This window comes from Arthrobacter sp. zg-Y40 (genome assembly GCF_020731535.1).
Classification (GTDB): domain Bacteria; phylum Actinomycetota; class Actinomycetes; order Actinomycetales; family Micrococcaceae; genus Arthrobacter_B.
The window spans coordinates 256,060-273,903 of record NZ_JAJFZS010000001.1 but is presented as its reverse complement, the minus strand read 5'-3'; the positions used below and the strand labels follow the sequence as shown (position 1 = coordinate 273,903).

Here is a 17,844-nt window from a genome sequence, read left to right as displayed (position 1 = left end):
CGGAACAGCAGTAAACAAAATATGCCCCGCACCGGAACCGGTGCGGGGCATATTTCGCTGTGCTGCTAGAACGCGGGCGTCACGTCGCCGTTGGGCCAGGTCTCTTCGATGAAGGCCTTCACCTCGGGGGAGTGCAGCAGTTCTTCCAGCTTGTCGATCCGGGCATCCTTAGCGCCGGCCTTCCAGACCAGGAAGTTGGCGTAGGGGTTCTCCTCCACGGATTCAACCACCAGCGCGTCATCGGTGCTCAGACCGGCTTCCAGGATGTAGTTGCCGTTGATGATCGCGAGGTCCACGGTGGGATCGCCCAGGTCATTGACCAGCAGTTCGGGCTGGTTCTCCTGGAAATCCAGCTTCTTCGGGTTCTGCTCATCGGTCAGGGTCAGCACCGAGGAATCATCGGCGATGTCCTCGACCAGCCCGGCCTCTTCAAGCATCTTCAGGGCACGGGCCTGGTTGGACGGATCGTTGGTGACCATCACACGGGCACCGTCTTCAATGGAGGCGACGTCCTTGTGCTTTTCGGAGAACGCAGCGTACGGCTCCACATGGACGCCGGCACCGTGCTCGAACTCGTAGCCCTGGCTTTCCATCTGGGACTCGAGGTAGGGAAGGTGCTGGTAGTAGTTGACGTCGCTGTCGCCGTCGTTCAGGGAGATATTCGGCGTGATGTAGTCGTCAAACTCCTGGATTTCCAGCTCCAGCCCGGCTTCTTCGGCCAGGTTGTCACGGACAAATTCCAGGATCCGCGCGTGTGGTGCCGGGCTGGCACCCACGGTGAGGGTTACCGGGTTGGCGGGGTCCAGGCTCTCCACGGCGCTGGGGGTGGAATCGGATCCACCGCAAGCCGTCAACGCCAGAGCCGTGGCCACACCGGTGGCAACGAGGGTAAGTGCTTTACGCATCGAATGCGTTCCTTTCGGGTAACCCGAGGCGGAACTCCGCTGTTCGGGTGCTGTGCAGCTAGCGGCTACTGGCTGCAGAATCGGAAACGGTACTTCGGCAGGCCGTCACACCGTTCCCAAAAACGAGGGGCTAGACCGTGGTCTGTTCGCGGTCGCCGGCGCGCGTGGCGGCAGGACCGAGGCCGGTTACCGCGGCAGCGGGGCGGCGCCGTCGTGCGGAGCCTGAAGCGGACCGGTGGTCTACCCGGCGGGAGAACCAGTCACCGCCGAGCTGGATGACCTGCACCAGGGCCACGATGATGACGATGGTGACCACCATGACCTGGGTATCGAAGCGCTGCACGCCGTAGTTGTAGGCCAGCCGGCCCAGTCCGCCGCCGCCGATGATGCCGGCCATCGCGGAGTAGCCCACCAGGGTCACCAGCGTGGTGGTCAGGGCAGCTACGAGGCCTGGGAGGGCTTCACGCAGCAGCACTTTGGAGATGACCTGCATTTTGGTCGATCCCATCACCAGGGCTGCATCGATCTTGCCGCCGGACACATCGCGCAAGGCGTTTTCCACCAGCCGCGCGAAGAACGGGATGGTGGCGATGCTCAGCGACACCGAGGCGGCCACCGGGCCGATGGAGGTGCCGGTGACGAGCCGGGCCAGCGGAATCAGGGTGACCATCAGGATGGCGAACGGAACCGACCGGGTGATGTTCACGATGACGTCACTGACAATGCGGTTGATGACGCGCAGGGGCGCCAGCCCGCCCGGCGCACTGGTGTGCAGGAAAACGCCGAGCGGCAGGCCGATCAGGAGCGTAAAGAAGCCGGAGATGCCGACCATCTGCAGGGTTTCGACCACTGCTTCGGGAAGGGCTTTGGTGATCCCGGGATTGTCGAACAGTTCGGTCAGGAAGTTCATGCGGCCACCTCCACGGCGACGCCCTGCAGGGCAAGGTATTCATGGACGGCGGTCATATCTGTGTGGGTATCCAGCTGGATGCGCAGGCGGCCGAAACGGGTGCCGGCCAGGAGTTCGACGCTGCCGGCCAGGACATTGACGTCGGTGTCGAACCGGCGGGTGAGGGCCGAAAGGACGGGGTCCGAAGTGGTCTGCCCGGTGAAGAGCAGTTCCAGCACGGGACCGCCCGGGCTCGGGGGAGTGGACGGCAGCGGAATAAGCTGCTTGGCCAGGCGGCCGCGCAGGTCGGAAGCGACCTCGCGCAGCGGGCCGTGTTCCACGACTCGTCCGGCTTCCAGCAGTGACACCGAGTCGCAGATCCGCTTCACCACGTTCATCTCGTGCGTAATGATCAGGACGGTCAGGTCCAGCCGGCGGGTGAGGTCGGAAATCAGGTCCAGGATGTCATCGGTGGTGGCCGGGTCCAGGGCGGACGTCGGCTCGTCGCAGAGCAGGACATCCGGGTCCGCGGCCAGGGCACGGGCAATGCCAACGCGCTGTTTCTGGCCGCCGGAGAGCTGCGCGGGATAGGCGCCGGCAAAACCCTCCAGGCCAACGAGCTTCAGCAACTCCTGGACGCGCACCTCAATGGCGGCTTTCTTCGTTCCGACCAGTTCCAGCGGATGCGCGATATTCGCTGCCGCGGTCCGGGAATCCATCAGGTTTGCGTGCTGGAACACCATGCCGATCCGGCGGCGGGCGGCGCGGATCTCGGAGTCCTTCACGGCGGTGAGCTCGCGGCCGTCAATGGTGACCGAGCCCGACGTCGGCCGGTCAAGCAGCGTCAGGCACCGCACCAGGGTGGACTTGCCGGCGCCGGAATGGCCGATGATGCCGTGGATGGAGCCCTTCGGCACGCGCAGGCTTACTCCGTCCAGGGCCGTGACGGTGCGCTCACCCTGCCGGTAAACCTTGCGGAGGTCGGAAACTGTAATCATTGGTCCTCGTCATGTGCGTAAACGGCCGGACCGGGGGCATGGTGGAGAAGGCACATAATCGTGCCGTGCCTGAAGCCGGCCGTGCGGAGGGTGTCTGCCAATCACGTGGCGCGAGACGGTAGGTGCGCGCAGAAGCGCGGTCCGCCTGGGGCGCCATCAGCGCCAAACACAACATCCAGTATGGCATGTAGGCAACCGGCGCCCCGCCACGGCGGGCGCCTGTGAAGAACCGTGACGGCGCCCGCTAGGCCGGGTCAAGGACCGACAGGGGTGCGGATGCGGGGGCCGGACGGAACGGCCAGCTGCCGTCGATCACGGCTTCCGGTTCCCGCCGCCGCAGGAATTCCTGGAAGCTGGCAGCCTGGCCGGCCGCCCAGCCGACCTGCGCCTGGTGGAGCGTGACGGCGTCGCACTGCAGCTCCGGGTACTTCTGCGCCATCACCGCGGCGACGGACAAGGTGGCGGCAACGTCGGCAGCGGACGTGTGCGCGTTCTCGAAACCCACGCCGTAGTGCTCGGCCATGGCCGTGAGCGTGCGCTTGCCGCGGCGGAACCGGTCCACCTGCTTGTCCAGGATGTACGGGTCAATGACCGGTACCGGATTCGGAACGGCCAGCCCGAACCGCTCACACTCGCGGGCCAGCACGGTAAAGTCGTAGCAGGCGTTAAACGCCAGCACCGGAATGCCGGCGGCGAACATGCCGGCCAGCACATCGGCAACCTCGGCCGTGACGGCCGCAGGGTCTCCGCCTTCTGCGCGGGCCCGTTCATTGCTGATGCCGTGGATGGCGGCGGCTTCCTCGGGGATGGGGATTTCCGGGCAGGCCAGCCACTCGTGGTGCTGCAGGGTTTCGCCCCTGCCGTTGACCAGGATGATGGATGCGGTAACAATCCGTGCGGTCTGCGGGTCCCGTCCGGTGGTCTCCAGGTCGAATGCCGCCCGGGGAAGTTCATGCCAGCTGTTCATGCAACAAACCTACCGGCGAGCAGTGACATTCCCGGAATTCGCGGGGCGTGCGGGTGCCTCGGTACGCTACGGATATGCGCAGGGACTATGCCGATGCCGTGCTGGGTGTGGCGGATCTCATTCCGCCCGGAAAGGTGCTCTCCTACGGTGACATTGCCGAACTGCTCGGCGCAGGAGGGCCGCGCCAGGTGGGCGCCGTACTGTCGGCCCGCGGCTCGGAAGTGTGCTGGTGGCGGGTGCTGCGCGCATCCGGGCAGCCGCCGCGGTGCCACGAGGCCCGGGCATGGGAACACTATCGGCGCGAGGGCACGCCCGTGCGCGGAACTGCCGACGACGACGGCGCCGGTTACCGCGTGTTGATCGGTGCCGCCCGCTGGCAGCCCAACGATGCGGAATGGGCGGCAGTGCAAGCCCTGCACATGTCGCTGCACCCCTCGCCGCACGCCGGCGGCGCGTCGGGACCGGACGGGACCGCAATATCAGGAATGTCAGCGGGACATGATGAAGTGGAACCATGAGCGTTGAACTCCAACTAGTCGGACCGGCGGCAGCGGCAGCAGAGGCGCCGCAGCTTAGCGCCGACCAGCAGGCCGTGGTGGACCTGCAGACCGGCAGCGGGCCCGTACTGGTCCTCGGCGCCCCCGGCACCGGAAAGTCCACCGTGCTCGTGGAAGCCGCCGTCGCCCGGATTGAACGGGACGGGCTGGATCCCTCCCGCATGCTGCTGCTGGCACCCTCCCGGCTGGCCGCAGCCTCCCTGCGGGACGCGCTCTCGGCCCGGCTGCAGGGCACGCTGAGTACCGCGCCGGCCCGGACCTGGGCGTCCTATGCCTTCGACCTTATCCGGCGGGCCAAGACCGAGGGCCGGCTGCCCTGGATCACCCGTGCACCCAAGCTGCTCTCCGGTGCCGAACAGGATGTAATCATCAAGGAACTGCTGGCCGGCCACGGCGAGCAGGGCGTCCCGCAGCTGCCCTGGCCCGAGGGCCTGGACCTGGCCCTGGGCACGCGGGGCTTCCGGCAGGAGATCCGGCAGCTGTTCGACCGGGTCATCGAGTACGGGATCTCCGCCGGGGAGCTGCGGGAGCTGGGGGAGCGGCACAGCCGGCCGGACTGGGTGGCCTCCGCTGCGCTCTACGCCGAGTACCGGGACGTCCTGGACCTGCGGATGCCCGAGTCCTTCGACCCGGCCGGCATCATCACCTCCGCCCTGAACATCCTGCGCTCCGACCCGGAGTTCCTGGCCGCGGAACAAGAACGCCAGCAGCTGGTCCTGGTGGATGACCTGCAGGAAGCCAACCCGGCCATCCACAGCCTCTATGCCGTGCTGGCCGGCACGGGGGATTCCATCGCCGCAGCCTGCCCGGACACCGTGGTCCAGGGCTTCCGCGGGGCCCGGCCGGATCTGGTCGGCCGGCTGGGCGAACGGTTCGGCGGCCGGCTGCAGACCCGGGTGCTGACCACCTCGCACCGGCTGACCGGTCCGCTTGCCGGGGCTTGGACGCGCACTGCATCGCGCATCTCCGTTGTGGGCGGGCTGCCGTCCTACCGCAGCGCCGTTGCCGATGCCCGGCACCCGGGGACTGCTGCCACCGCTGACGCTGCCGGCCCTGCCCACCCGGGTGACGAGGTTACTGATGACACCGTTACGGGCGCAGTTGAAACGGGCGGGACAGCCCCGGAAGTTCCGGCCGCCGAGGCACACGTGGTGGACTCGCCCATGCACGAGCAGCGCTACGTGGCCCAGCGGATCCTTGAAGCGCAACTGCTGCACGGGCGCTCGCTGGAGGACATCGCCGTTATTGTCCGGACCGGCGGCCAGCTGGCCGCCCTGCAGCGGTACCTCACCGGGCAGGGCATTGAGGTCAAGGTGCCGGTGGCTGAAAAAGCCGTGCGGGACGAAGCCGCGGTCCGGCCCCTGCTGGACGCGTACGCCGTCGTCCTCGACCCGGACCTGCTCACCCCCGAACTCGCTGTGTCCCTGCTGACCTCGCGCATCGGTGGTGCCAGCACACTGGAACTCCGCCGCCTGCGGCAGGCGCTTCGCCGGGAAGAACTTGGTGCCGGCGGCGGACGCACCAGCGACGCCCTGCTGGTGGAATCGCTGCTGGAGCCGGAATCCGCGTCGGGCCGCGCGCTGGCAGGGCTCACCTGGGATGCGCGGCTGGCCGCCCAGCGCATTGCCGGCATGATCACGGCCGGACGCAGCGCCGCCGTCGAACCCGGCGCCACTGCCGAAACCGTGCTGTGGGCCCTGTGGTCCGCCTCCGGGTGGTCCAAGAAGTGGGCCGAGGCCGCCCTGGCCGGCGGGCCCACGGCCTCCCGGGCAGACCGGGACCTGGACGCCATCATGGCCCTGTTCCAGACCGCCGAACGCTATGTGGACCAGCTGCCCGGTTCCACCCCTGCGCAGTTCCTGGACTACCTCACCAGTTCGGAACTGCCCATGGACACCCTGGCCGCACGCGCCCAGCGGCGCGAGGCCGTGGAGCTGCTGACACCGGCCAGTGCGGCGGGCCGGGAGTGGCCCGTAGTGATTGTTGCCGGCATCCAGCAGGATGTGTGGCCCAACCTGCGGCTGCGCGGTGAACTGCTGGGCAGCGGCGAACTGGTCGCGGCAGTGGAACACGGGGATAATTTCCGTGCCCACCGCAGCCCGCTGACCCTGATGCAGTCCATCCGCTTCGACGAGCTGCGCAGCTTCTCCACCGCCGTTTCGCGTGCCCGTGAACTCCTGATCTGCACCGCCGTCTCCTCCGAGGATGAGCAGCCCTCGCAGTTCCTGGACCTGGTGGCGCCGCTGGAACCCGGGGCCGAGAAACGTGAACGCACCGAGGTGCTGCGCCCCAGCACGCTGCGTTCCCTGGTTTCGGAGCTGCGCCGGTTTGTCCAGCAGCCGGACATCGACCCCGACGGCGCTGCCGAAGCAGCGCATCACCTGGGAACCATGCTCAACCACGAGGTGCCCGTCCCGGCGGCGGATCCGCGCCAGTGGTGGGGGCTGGCGCCCTTGTCCACCGAAGCGCCCATCCTTCCTCCGGAAGCTTCCATCCCCGTTTCGCCCTCCAAGGTGGACGCCGTACTGAAGTCGCCCCTCAGCTGGTTCGTTTCCGCGGCCGGCGGCGAGCAGGCGACGGATTTCGCCCGCTCGCTGGGAACCCTGGTGCATGCCATCGCCCAGGACATGCCGGACGCGACGGGGAACGAGTACGTAGCGGAATTGGAGAGGCGCTGGCCGTCGCTGGGCATGAAGGACAACTGGGAAGGCCGGATGGACCTCCAGCGGGCCGAATCCATGGTCCGCAAACTGGCCGAATATGTCATCACCATGCGCCGCAGCGGCCGCTCGCTGGCTGCCGTCGAGCAGGATTTCCAGGTGGAGCTGCCGGTGGAGATCGACGGCGCGGTGCGTACTGCCCTGCTCCGCGGCCAGATCGACCGCCTGGAAGTCGATGCTGAAGGACGGCTGTTTATCGTCGACCTGAAGACCGGGAAATCGGCGCCCAAGAAGGAGGACCTGCAGGGCCACCCGCAGCTGGCGGCCTACCAGGAAGCCGTGCGCGAGGGGGCGCTGCCCGATGCCCCGCGGGTACCGGGAGGAGCGGCCCTCGTGCAGCTGGGAACCTCCAACAAGGGAGTATCCGTGCAGGAGCAGCCGGCACTGGACCCGAACGACACCACGGCGCGGAACATGGTGGCCGAGGCAGCGCGGCTGATGTCGGCCGCGTTCTTCGAAACTGTCCATGATCCCGGCCGGAGCGGCTTTGGCGGCAACGGCTGCCGGCTGCCCGAAATCTGTCCACTGTGCGCTGAAGGAAAGCAGGTCACCGAGTGAGTGCCTCCGTAACCGACGAGGTATCGGGAACCAATGAGCGCCCGGACGGCGCCCTGCCGGAGGGAGGGGCTCCCCGCTACTCGGCACGGGATATGGCGGAGCTGCTGCATACCGAACCCCACGCGCCGGTGCAGTACCCCACCGAAGACCAGATCGGCATTATCGAGGGCCCGCTGGAACCGCTGCTGGTGATTGCCGGTGCCGGGTCGGGCAAAACCAAAACCATGGCGGACCGGGTCGTCTGGCTCGTTGCCAACGGACTGGTCCGGCCCGAGCAGATCCTCGGGGTGACCTTCACCCGCAAGGCCGCCGGTGAGCTGGCCACCCGGATCCGCGGGCGCCTGAACATGCTGTACCGCCAGCTCGACGGCGCGGGCGGGACAGGCGAGCCGGACGAAAGCGGCGAGGAGCGGATGGAACCCACTGTTTCCACCTACCACTCCTACGCCAACGGAATCGTGAATGACTACGGCCTGCGGATAGGCGTGGAACGTGATTCCGTGATGCTTGGCGGTGCGCAGTCCTGGCAGCTGGCCAACGAAGTGGTGGAGGCGTACTCGGGGGACTACGAACACTTCACCGCAGCCAAATCGACCCTGGTCTCGGCCGTGCTGCAGATGGCCGGGGAATGCTCCGAGCACCTGCGCACCCCGGCCGAGGTGCGGGCGGAACTGCAGGCACATGTGGACGCTGTGTCCGTGCTGCCGTACCAGTTCGGCAAGCCCAAGGAACCCACCCAGGCGGCCCGGAAGCTGCTCAACCGGCTGCGTACCCGCATTTCCGTCACCGAACTGGTGGAGGCCTACCGGCAGGCCAAGGCCGAGCGCCGGCAGCTGGACTTCGGCGACCTGGTGGAATTGGCCGCCCGCATTGCGTCCACCATCCCGGAAGCCGTGGAGATGGAACGCGCCAAATACAAAGTGGTGCTGCTGGACGAATTCCAGGACACGTCGCATGCGCAGATGGTCCTGTTTTCCAAGCTGTTCGGCGACGGGCGTTCGGTCACGGCGGTGGGAGACCCGCACCAGTCCATTTACGGATTCCGCGGCGCGTCCGCCGGGCAGCTGGGCACCTTCCGGGAGAAGTTCCCGCTGACCACTCAGGAGGGGAGGGCGCTGGCGCCGCTGGCGAACCTGTCCGTGGCCTGGCGCAACGCCACCTCCGTGCTGGAAGCCGCCAACACCGTGTCCTCCCCGCTGAACGGCGTGGCCCCGTGGCTCAAGCACCAGCGGCTGCCGTATGTTCCCGAGCTGCAGGCCCGGCCCAGCGCGCCCATCGGCGAGGTGTACCTCGGACGCTACCTCAGCGACGTTTCCGTGGAACCGGGCCGGCACGGCCAGGAACGGATCCTGGGCGAAGCCGAAGCCGTAGCCGAACTGGTGGCCAAGCACCGGCAGCAAAAGGCGGAGTACGACGACCGCCGCAACGTCCTGTGGCCCACCGTCGCGGTCCTCTGCCGGGGCCGGAAGCAGTTCGAACCCATCCGCAAGGAACTGGAACTGCGCGGCATTCCGGTCCAGATTGTGGGCCTGGGCGGGCTGCTGTCCACACCGGAAGTGGTGGATCTTTTGGCCGTCCTGCGGGTACTGGGGGACCCGGGACGCTCGGACTCCATGCTGCGCATCCTTGCCGGAGCCCGCTGGCGCCTGGGCCCGGCGGACCTGATGGCCCTGGCCGACTGGTCCCGGCACCTGGTGCGGGTCCGCGAACGCGCAGTCCGGGTGGCGGACGCAGCAGACATCCACGGACCTGACGAAGGGCCGGATCTGGTGGTCGAGGCGGACCTGGTGGAAGCCGGCAGCCTGGTTGAAGCGGTGGATTCCCTGCCGCGCCCGGGCTGGGTGTCCAATGCCGGCCGGTCCCTCTCCGAGGAAGGACTGCGCCGGCTGACGCTGCTGCGCAACGAGCTGCGGGACCTGCGCGGCTTTGTGGGGGAGGACCTCACCACCCTCATCGGGGAAGTGGAGCGCCGGATTCTGCTGGACATCGAGGTGGCAGCCAAGCCCGGCGTCACCCTGCACGAATCCCGTCGCAACCTGGACGCCTTCATCGACGCCGCAGCAACCTTCAGCTCGTCCTCGGAACGGGTGGATTTGGCCGCGTTCCTGGCCTGGCTGGAAGCAGCGAACACCGAAGAAAACGGCCTGCCCGTGACCCCGCTCGAACCCAGCCGGGAAGCGGTGCAGCTGCTGACCGTGCATGCCTCCAAGGGGCTGGAATGGGACATTGTGGCCGTTCCGGGCCTGAACGAAGCATCCTTTCCCAGCGACAAGGATTCACGCTGGAGCAGCGGCGACTCCTCGGTGCCGTGGACCCTGCGCGGCGACAGCCTGGACCTGCCGCAGTGGGACTGGGAACAGGTTGACCAGAAGTCCTGGCTGGAGAGCGAGAAGCTCTTCAGCGAAGACGCCAAGGGCCACGCCGAGCGGGAGGAGCGCCGGCTGGCCTACGTCGCCTTTACCCGGGCCAAGTCGGTGCTGATCTGCACCTCCTCCGCCTGGGGCGGCGGACGCTCCAAGCCGCTGGGCCCCTCGCGCTACCTCCAGGACCTGTACGAACTGGAACAGGCGGGGGCGCCGGGCTACCACCTGGAACGCTGGGTCACACCAGAGGAAGAGGGCACGGAGAATCCCGCCCTTGCCGAGGCTGAACGCGCAGTATGGCCGGTGGATCCGCTGGGCTCCCGCCGGCAGCGGATGGAAGCGGCAGCGCAGGCCGTTATAGGCGCCGCGCAACAGCAACAGCAACAGCAACAGCAACAGGGCGCAGGGAACGATCCGGCTGGACAGGCGCCCGGACGCTGGAGCCGGGAGACGCAGCTGCTGCTTGCCCGGCACCGCCCGCCCAACGAGGTGGTGCAGGTGGAACTGCCCGCCCACATCTCGGCGTCCATGCTGGTGGACCTGAAGGACGACCCGGCTGAGGTGACCCGGCAGCTGCGCCGCCCGGTTCCCCGCCAGCCCGGCATGGCCGCGCGCAAGGGAACGGCATTCCATGCCTGGGTGGAAGAGTTCTTCGGCACCAGCGGCATGCTGGACATCGATGAGTATCCCGGGGCCGCGGATGCGTACGTGGACGAGGCCTACCAGCTCGAGGACATGATCGCCACGTTCGAGTCCTCGGAGTGGGCGCAGCGGACCCCGTCCTACATTGAGGTGCCGGTGGAGACCAAGGTGGACGCCGTCGTCGTGCGCGGCCGCATCGACGCCGTCTTCCAGGATGCCGACGGCACGTGGGACCTGATCGACTGGAAGACCGGCGCTCCGCCGTCGTCGGCCAAGCTCGATGTTCGGGCGGTGCAGCTTGCCGTGTACCGGCTGGCCTGGTCCCGGCTGAAGGGCGTGCCCCTGGAAAAGGTCCGTGCCGCGTTCTACTACGTGGCGGCGGACAAGGTCATCCGGCCGTACAACCTGGCGGACGAGGCCGAACTGGAGCAGATCATCGGCGCGGCAGCCGAACGTCCGTCAGCCGGGTTCTGATCAGAAAGTGCCCCGCCGGAAATCGGCGGGGCACTTCGGGCTGCGGGCTGAAGGCGGGCTACTGCTTCCGAACCGGAATCAGAGGCAGTGCGGTGGTAGCGGTGTCGCTCCCGGTTCCTGCACCGTCGTCGCCGGTCGGAGCAGTATCGACGGCGGCTTCTGCATCGGGTGCCGTCTCTGCGGCGGGGGCCGTCTCTGCGGCGGAATCTGCTGCCTCGGGTCCTCCTTCCGCTTCCGCTTCCGCAGGTGCGGCCTCGGAGTCTTCGCTTCCCGCGTCGGCTTCGGCGTCGGCTTCGGCGTTCGTGTCCCCGGCCGGGACTGCGGCGCCGCGTGCCGGCAGCGCAATGACTTCGGCCAGGCCCGGACCTTGGACACGGCCGGAGGCCCCCGTCTCGTCGTCGTCTGCAGCAACGCTGTCCCCGGCAACCTCGTCGGCAGCAGTGCGGTCACCGTCGTTATCGGCAGCCTCAATTCCGGCCTCGGTGCCCTCGCCGGTTTCGTCATCGGTGCCATCGGCCTGCTCCCCGGCGGGCTCGATGGGAGCCACAGTAACCTTGGCGGAGTCAGGCTTGGCGGCCGCGCGAGCATCGGCGGAAGCATCAGCGGGAGCATCAGCATCGACGGGCACGTTGACGGTCCGGGGGACGGCGTCCGCTGCCGCACGGTACTGGCCCGCCCGCTGGTCCGCCGCTTCCTGCTCCAGCACATCCTCCTCGAGGGTGTCGAGCATTTCCACGGCCTCATCCACCATGGTGGAGTTTTCCGCCGCGACACCGCGGACCAGCCATTGGGCCAGCGCGAATTCGGCAGAGAGCGCGGCGCGGCGGATCAGGTGCGGATCCTCCGGATCGGTGCTTGCCTCCAGGTACGCGCCGTGGACCGTCTCGGTGAACCGCGGATCGTTGGCGGCAATCAGCCAGGCAAAGTCGTCGGCCGGGTCGCCCACGCGGAGGTCGGTCCAGCCCGTGACGGCGCTGACCCGCTCGCCGGTCAGCAGGATGTTGTCTTCATGCAGGTCCCCGTGGACCACCGTGGGCTTGAACCGCCACAGCGACACGTCTTCCAGGGCATGTTCCCAGCGCCGCAGCAGGACTGAGGGAATCAGTCCGGTGGTGGCAGCCTGGTCGAGTTCGTTCAGGCGGCGCTGCCGGAACTCGTTCGCGGTGTAGCTGGGCAGGTCGGCGCGGGTGACCAGTTCCCGTGGCAAAGCGTGGACGGCGGCCATGGCGCGGCCGATCTCCGCCGCTACGGCACGCCCGGAGGTCATCAGGGTATCGATGCTCCGGGTAGCCCCGGGCAGGTGGGAGTAGACAAAGGTGCATAGTTCACCCTGGCGGACGGTTCCGGCCACGTAGGGCAGCACAAACGGCAGCTCGGCCCGGACCGCAGGGACGAAGGTGCGCAGGACCAGCAGCTCGGTCTCCAGCCGCATGCTCGCTTCAAGGTGCTTGGGTGAGCGGACCCGCCACCTGCGTCCGGCGTCGTCCACGAGCAGCGCGGCGTCAAAATCCGCGGCGTCGTCGGGGGAACCGGCAACGCCGGTTGGGGTCAGCCCTGGGACGGCAGCGCTGGCCATTGCAGCCAATTCCATGGGGGTCCGTTTCACATCTTCAACCGTATGGGCAGATGTGTCCTGAATAACCGCAGTGCGGCGGCGAGTCGTCCAAACCGTGAGGAAAACCTCAAGCAGCCCCCGGGGCCGGGGGCCAACTACAGTTTGGGGGGAGGGAGTCAGTACGGTAGGTGGTATGAGTATTCCGGCACCGGCAGCATTTGTTTCCCCCCTTGGACTGTTACCGCTGGCCCGGACGGCGGTGGACCGCGGATCCGAGCGCCGGATCGCTCCCGACCTTTTCGAGACCATCCGGGCGGATGCCGCCACCCGCGTTATGTACTTTGCGAAGGGCCGTGCCCTGGTCCGGGACTCCGCCCTGGTGCTGCTGGACCCGCCGGCAGACGGCTTCGGCGACGCACCCGTCTACCTGGGCCGCACCTTGGAAGACGCGCAGGTGCCGCTGGGATCGGACATCGTGCTGGTCACGCTGCCGGAACCCGATCCGGCGTTCGCCGTCGACGGCGCAGCCTGGGCCAGCCTGCGCGAATCCGCCACCGAACTCGGGGCCCTGGACGCGGGACTGTTCGTTGAAGCTGCCGCAGTTGCCAACTGGCATGCAGTGCACACCCACTGCCCGCGCTGCGGTGCGCCCACCGTGCCCGAGCAGGGCGGCTGGGTCCGGCGCTGCCCCGAAGACGGAAGCTCGCACTTTCCGCGCACCGATCCGGCCATCATCGTGGCGGTCACCGATGAGCAGGACCGTATCCTGCTGGGCTCCGCCGCGGCGTGGCCGGGTAACCGGTACTCCACCCTGGCTGGATTCGTGGAGCCGGGGGAGTCGCTGGAAGCAGCCGTGATCCGGGAGGTGGAGGAGGAGTCCGGGGTGGTTGTCCACTCCCCGCAGTACCTGGGTTCCCAGCCGTGGCCTTTCCCCTGTTCACTGATGCTGGGCTTCACGGCCCGCACCGCCAACCCGGCTGCCCGGGCGGACGGTGTGGAAATGTCCGATGTCCGCTGGTTCAGCCGGTCCGAACTCGCAGCCGCAGTGTCCAGCGGAGAAATCACCATTGCAGGCCCCATTTCCATTGCCCGGAACCTGATCGAGCGCTGGTACGGCGGGACCATAACCGAACCGGAGGCCGGCGCCCGCCCATGAGCAGCGAATCACCCGAAGCACTCATCCTGTCCGGGCTCGACGACGAGCAGCGGGCAGTCGCCACCACCCTGACGGGCCCGCTGTGTGTCTTGGCAGGCGCCGGCACGGGTAAGACCCGTGCCATCACCCACCGCATGGCGTACGGCGTGGCCACCGGTGTGTACAAACCCCAGCAGGTGCTGGCCGTGACCTTTACTGCCCGCGCCGCGGCGGAAATGCGGACCCGGCTGCGGGACCTGGGCGCCAACGGTGTCCAGGCCCGCACCTTCCACGCCGCGGCCCTGAAGCAGCTGCAGTACTTCTGGCCGCACACCGTTGGCGGTGCCATGCCCGGGCTGCTGGACCACAAGGCACAGATCATCGCGGAGGCAGCCCGCCGCCTCCGGCTATCCACGGACCGCGCGGCCATCCGCGACGTCGCTGCCGAAATCGAATGGGCCAAGGTGTCCATGCTCACCCCGGACAGCTACGTCCGGGCGGCAGCGGACCGGGAGCCGCCGGCGGGCTTCGACCTGACCGCTATCTCGCGCATCTTCCAGTCTTATGAAGACGTCAAGGTGGACCGCAACATCATCGACTTCGAGGATGTCCTGCTCATCATGGTGGGAATCCTGCAGGAGGATGAGCGGGTAGCGGCCATGGTGCGGGACCAGTACCGCCACTTCGTGGTGGACGAATACCAGGACGTTTCCCCGCTGCAGCAGCGCCTCCTGGACCTGTGGCTCGGTGCCCGGGACGAGCTGTGCGTGGTGGGCGATTCAAGCCAGACCATTTACTCCTTCACCGGCGCCACACCCCGGCACCTGCTGGACTTCACCAAGCGGTTCCCGGACGCCGACGTCGTCAAGCTCGTCCGTGACTACCGCTCCACCCCGCAGGTGGTGGGCCTCGCCAACCGGATCCTCGCGGCCCGGACGGCCGAGGGGGAGCGCAACCGCACGGCGCCGCCGTGGCCAACGCCCCTGGAACTGGTGGCGCAGCGGCCGGCGGGACCGGAACCGACGTTCACCGAATGCGCCGACGACGAAGCCGAAGCGGCGCACGTAGCGTCGTCCATCAAGGCTCTCCTGGAGGAGGGCGTCCAGGCCAGTGAGATCGCCGTACTGTTCCGGACCAACGGGCAGTCGCAGGCCTACGAGCAGGCACTGGCTTCGGCCGGCATCGGCTACCAGCTGCGCGGCGGCGAGCGGTTCTTTGCCCGCCGCGAGGTCCGCGATGCCGTGCTTCAGCTGCGCGCGGCGTCACGCTCCGTCGGCAATGAACCGGTGCCGCAGCTGGTGAAGGACATCCTTGCGTCGCTGGGCTACACCCCCGAGGCACCGGCCGGCGGCGGGGCCACGCGCGAGCGGTGGGAATCACTCGCCGCCCTGGTGGCATTGTCCGAAGAACTGCAGGTGACCCGGACCCGGGACCCCGAGGCCATTTTCACGCTCCAGGACTTCGTGGCCGAACTTGAGGAACGAGCAGCTGCGCAGCACGCGCCTCGGGTCCAGGGCGTCACCTTGGCTTCCCTGCACTCGGCCAAGGGCCTGGAATGGGACGCGGTGTTCCTGGTCGGACTGAGCGAGGGCCTGATGCCCATTTCCTTCGCTGATACGCCCGAAGCCGTGGACGAGGAACGGCGTCTGCTGTACGTCGGCATCACCCGTGCCCGTGTCCACCTTGCCCTGTCCTGGTCCACCGCCCGAACACCGGGCGGACGGGCCAACCGGAAGCCGTCCCGGTTCCTGGACGGGCTGCGTCCGCGCACCGAACGCGACGCAGGCCGGACGGCCGGCCCGGCCCGGCAGGCCCGGCGCAAGGTCACCGGCCCGGCGAAGTGCCGCAGCTGCGGTGCCCTGCTGAACACCGGTGCCGAACGCAAGGTGGGCCGCTGTGCGGATTGCCCGGTGACCTATGAGGAAGCAACATTCGAGGCGCTGCGCGAATGGCGGCGGGAGGCCGCCTCGGAAGCAGGCATCCCGGCGTTCGTCGTTTTCACCGACGCGACACTGGTTGCCATCGCCGAGGACAGGCCGCCGTCGTTGAACCGGCTGGCCACGCTGCCCGGCGTCGGCCCGTCCAAACTCGAAAAGTACGGCGAAGAGGTGCTGAAGGTACTCGAGGCCAGCGCCGGATCATAGGCGCCGCTGGACGGAAACCCTTCCTGGCCGTCAGGCCACCCGGTTCAGGCGGTGCTGTAGCCGGCATCCGCAGGCCGGGTGGTAATCCAGCTGCTGCAGCCGGGAGTAGCCGTCCGAGGCCCGCACCTGCAGGACAGCGGAATACAGCGCCGGACGGTTAATCCCGTCAAGGAACACCAGGGCCGCCGTGGCCGCGGTCCCTGCCGCCAGCACGGATCCGGCGGTCTCCTCGCCGTCCGGACCCGAGCAGTCCAAGACGGTGCCGGCAGCCGGGCCCCCGGCGCGGCGGGCCAGGGCATCGGCGGCCGCGAACCAGCCGGGGTCGGTGTCCGCGCGGTGCAGGTCCAGGCATTCCAGGCATGCAGTGGCCCCCGGAACCACCAGCGGACCCACATCCCACCCGTCCTCCTGCGCGGAGACCACCAAGCGGGGAATGCCGTCGGCAGCCGCCGTCGGCTCGGCCGGACGGCCGCCTGCCGCACCGAAGCCTGCCGCCTGGACCGTCACCGCCAGATCCACCGGCACAGGCTCGGAGCGGACCCGGATACCGGAGTGCACCAGAACCTGCAGGGTGGGGTCGATCCGGAACACGTGGCGCTTGACCGCTGCCGCGCGGTTCATGCCGATATCCGTCATCGCATAGGACGCACCCACATCCGTCGGGGCCACGGCAGCCGGGTCGGCCAACAGCAGGGTTCCGACGCCGGCGGAAGCCAGTGTGCGGGCGAGGAGGGCACCGGTCCGCCCCAGGCCCTCGACCAGCACGGTGGCCGCCGCACGGCGGCGGACCGATTCCTCCCCGTTGGCGGCGTAAGCCGCTGCCAGCCGCTGGGCATCCGGCTGCAGGCGTTCCGAACGCAGGGAAGGGACGGGAGAGGCCGTGGTTTCCTGCGGAATGAGCAGCGGCTCCAAAACCTCCAGCAGCGACGCAGCCCGCTCCGCGGAAAGGAACACACCCGCCGCAGCATCCTGCTCCGTGCCGTCCGGGACTCCGCTGCGCAGGGCGGCCAGGAACGCGACGTCGGCGTCTTGGAGGTTGCGCAGCAGCAGCGATCCGGCGCCGATGCCCAGCTGCCTGGCACCGGGCGATACTTCCAATACGTGCACTCCCGGATTGATCCGCATGGCTGTGCTCCCTTGTGTCCCGGTGTGGCCTGGTGTGTCCAGTCCATGGCCCGCCGCGGGCGGGGTGCTGACCATGCTGGCACGGGACGGCTTGCCGCCGGCGGTTATCCACAAGGTGCAGGACCGTCACCGGCGCCGTCTAGGCTGGAAATATGCCTCATCCTTCTGCCGGTGCGTCCGTCCCTGCTACCACCAGCTCGGGAATCCCCATCCAGGTGCGGCGTTCCGCGCGGCGCAAGCGGACCGTGAACGCCGTCTTCCGGGACGGGGTGGCGCTGGTGTCCATCCCGGCCCACTTCAGCCGCGAGCAGGAAGCCGAATGGGTTCAGCGCATGGTTGCCCGGCTGGAACAGCGCGTGGCCCGGGAATCGACTCCCCAGACCAGCGACAGCCGGCTGATGGCGCGGGCGGGGGAACTGTCCCGCACCTACCTGGCCGGGAAGGCCCGGCCCGAGTCCGTCCGCTGGGTCAGCAACCAGAACTCCCGCTGGGGTTCTGCGACCCCGGCGCGGGGCAGCATCCGGCTGTCGGACAAGCTGCAGGGAATGCCGGACTGGGTGGTGGACTATGTGCTGCTGCACGAACTCGCACACCTGATTGTGCCCTCGCACGGAGCCGCGTTCTGGCGGCTGCTGGAGACGTACCAGCAAACGGAAACCGCCAAGGCGTTCCTGTCCGGAGCAGCCTTTGCCAGCGCCCGCGGGCTGAAGGGGGAAATGGAAGAGGACTAGCTCCCGCGGGCTGTGCCCGCCGGAACCAGTCCTCTTGCCGGTCCAGCCGGGATCCGTTGGAACCCGGTTTTTAGTGGGACC

Annotated in this window: 12 protein-coding genes; 6 read left to right on the top strand and 6 right to left on the bottom strand. The window is 68.3% G+C overall.

Annotation, left to right across the window (positions count from 1 at the left end; all coding sequences use genetic code 11):
* Nucleotides 1-65: 65 nt before the first annotated feature.
* From LJ754_RS01195 to LJ754_RS01180, 4 genes are all read right to left on the bottom strand, one after another.
* Nucleotides 66-905 carry a MetQ/NlpA family ABC transporter substrate-binding protein gene (locus LJ754_RS01195; RefSeq protein WP_227925007.1) on the bottom strand — a complete coding sequence of 280 codons (840 nt, stop codon included), beginning with the start codon at nt 903-905 and terminating at the stop codon, nt 66-68.
* A 130-nt stretch (nt 906-1,035) separates the two neighbouring features.
* A complete protein-coding gene (locus LJ754_RS01190) occupies nt 1,036-1,815 on the bottom strand; it encodes a methionine ABC transporter permease (RefSeq protein WP_227925006.1) in 780 nt (259 codons plus the stop codon).
* A complete protein-coding gene (locus LJ754_RS01185; protein WP_227925005.1) occupies nt 1,812-2,792 on the bottom strand; it encodes a methionine ABC transporter ATP-binding protein in 981 nt (326 codons plus the stop codon). Before LJ754_RS01185 ends, LJ754_RS01190 begins: the two co-directional genes overlap by 4 nt.
* Before the next feature lie 244 nt (nt 2,793-3,036).
* Nucleotides 3,037-3,759 carry a 3'-5' exonuclease gene (locus LJ754_RS01180; protein ID WP_227913645.1) on the bottom strand — a complete coding sequence of 241 codons (723 nt, stop codon included), beginning with the start codon at nt 3,757-3,759 and terminating at the stop codon, nt 3,037-3,039.
* A gap of 74 nt (nt 3,760-3,833) precedes the next feature.
* Between LJ754_RS01180 and LJ754_RS01175 the strand changes: the two genes are divergently transcribed.
* From LJ754_RS01175 to LJ754_RS01165, 3 genes are all read left to right on the top strand, one after another.
* Nucleotides 3,834-4,277, top strand: a complete 444-nt coding sequence (locus LJ754_RS01175; RefSeq protein ID WP_227913646.1) for an MGMT family protein — start codon at nt 3,834-3,836, stop codon at nt 4,275-4,277.
* Nucleotides 4,274-7,594: an ATP-dependent helicase gene (locus LJ754_RS01170; RefSeq protein ID WP_227925004.1), complete on the top strand. Its 3,321-nt coding sequence runs from the start codon at nt 4,274-4,276 to the stop codon at nt 7,592-7,594. The genes LJ754_RS01175 and LJ754_RS01170 overlap by 4 nt, the downstream gene beginning before the upstream one ends.
* Before the next feature lie 92 nt (nt 7,595-7,686).
* Nucleotides 7,687-11,073 (top strand): ATP-dependent DNA helicase, encoded by a 3,387-nt coding sequence (locus tag LJ754_RS01165; RefSeq protein WP_227925409.1) that lies wholly within the window; start codon nt 7,687-7,689, stop codon nt 11,071-11,073.
* A gap of 58 nt (nt 11,074-11,131) precedes the next feature.
* Here the strand turns inward: LJ754_RS01165 and LJ754_RS16895 are convergent, their stop codons facing one another.
* Entirely contained in the window at nt 11,132-12,664 is a 1,533-nt protein-coding gene (locus LJ754_RS16895; RefSeq protein ID WP_331461491.1) for a phosphotransferase, read from the bottom strand.
* A 157-nt stretch (nt 12,665-12,821) separates the two neighbouring features.
* On the opposite strand from LJ754_RS16895, the gene nudC reads away from it, so the two are divergent.
* Nucleotides 12,822-13,784, top strand: coding sequence for an NAD(+) diphosphatase (gene nudC, locus LJ754_RS01155; protein WP_227913649.1), 963 nt, complete (start codon nt 12,822-12,824; stop codon nt 13,782-13,784).
* Nucleotides 13,781-15,907: an ATP-dependent DNA helicase UvrD2 gene (locus LJ754_RS01150; RefSeq protein WP_227913650.1), complete on the top strand. Its 2,127-nt coding sequence runs from the start codon at nt 13,781-13,783 to the stop codon at nt 15,905-15,907. The genes nudC and LJ754_RS01150 overlap by 4 nt, the downstream gene beginning before the upstream one ends.
* A 30-nt stretch (nt 15,908-15,937) precedes the next feature.
* Here the strand turns inward: LJ754_RS01150 and LJ754_RS01145 are convergent, their stop codons facing one another.
* The gene (locus LJ754_RS01145; protein WP_227925003.1) at nt 15,938-17,032 is read right to left on the bottom strand and encodes a ThiF family adenylyltransferase; all 1,095 of its coding nucleotides are present in this window, start codon (nt 17,030-17,032) and stop codon (nt 15,938-15,940) included.
* 152 nt (nt 17,033-17,184) lie between these two features.
* On the opposite strand from LJ754_RS01145, the gene LJ754_RS01140 reads away from it, so the two are divergent.
* Nucleotides 17,185-17,763: a M48 family metallopeptidase gene (locus LJ754_RS01140; protein ID WP_227925002.1), complete on the top strand. Its 579-nt coding sequence runs from the start codon at nt 17,185-17,187 to the stop codon at nt 17,761-17,763.
* Nucleotides 17,764-17,844: the final 81 nt, after the last annotated feature.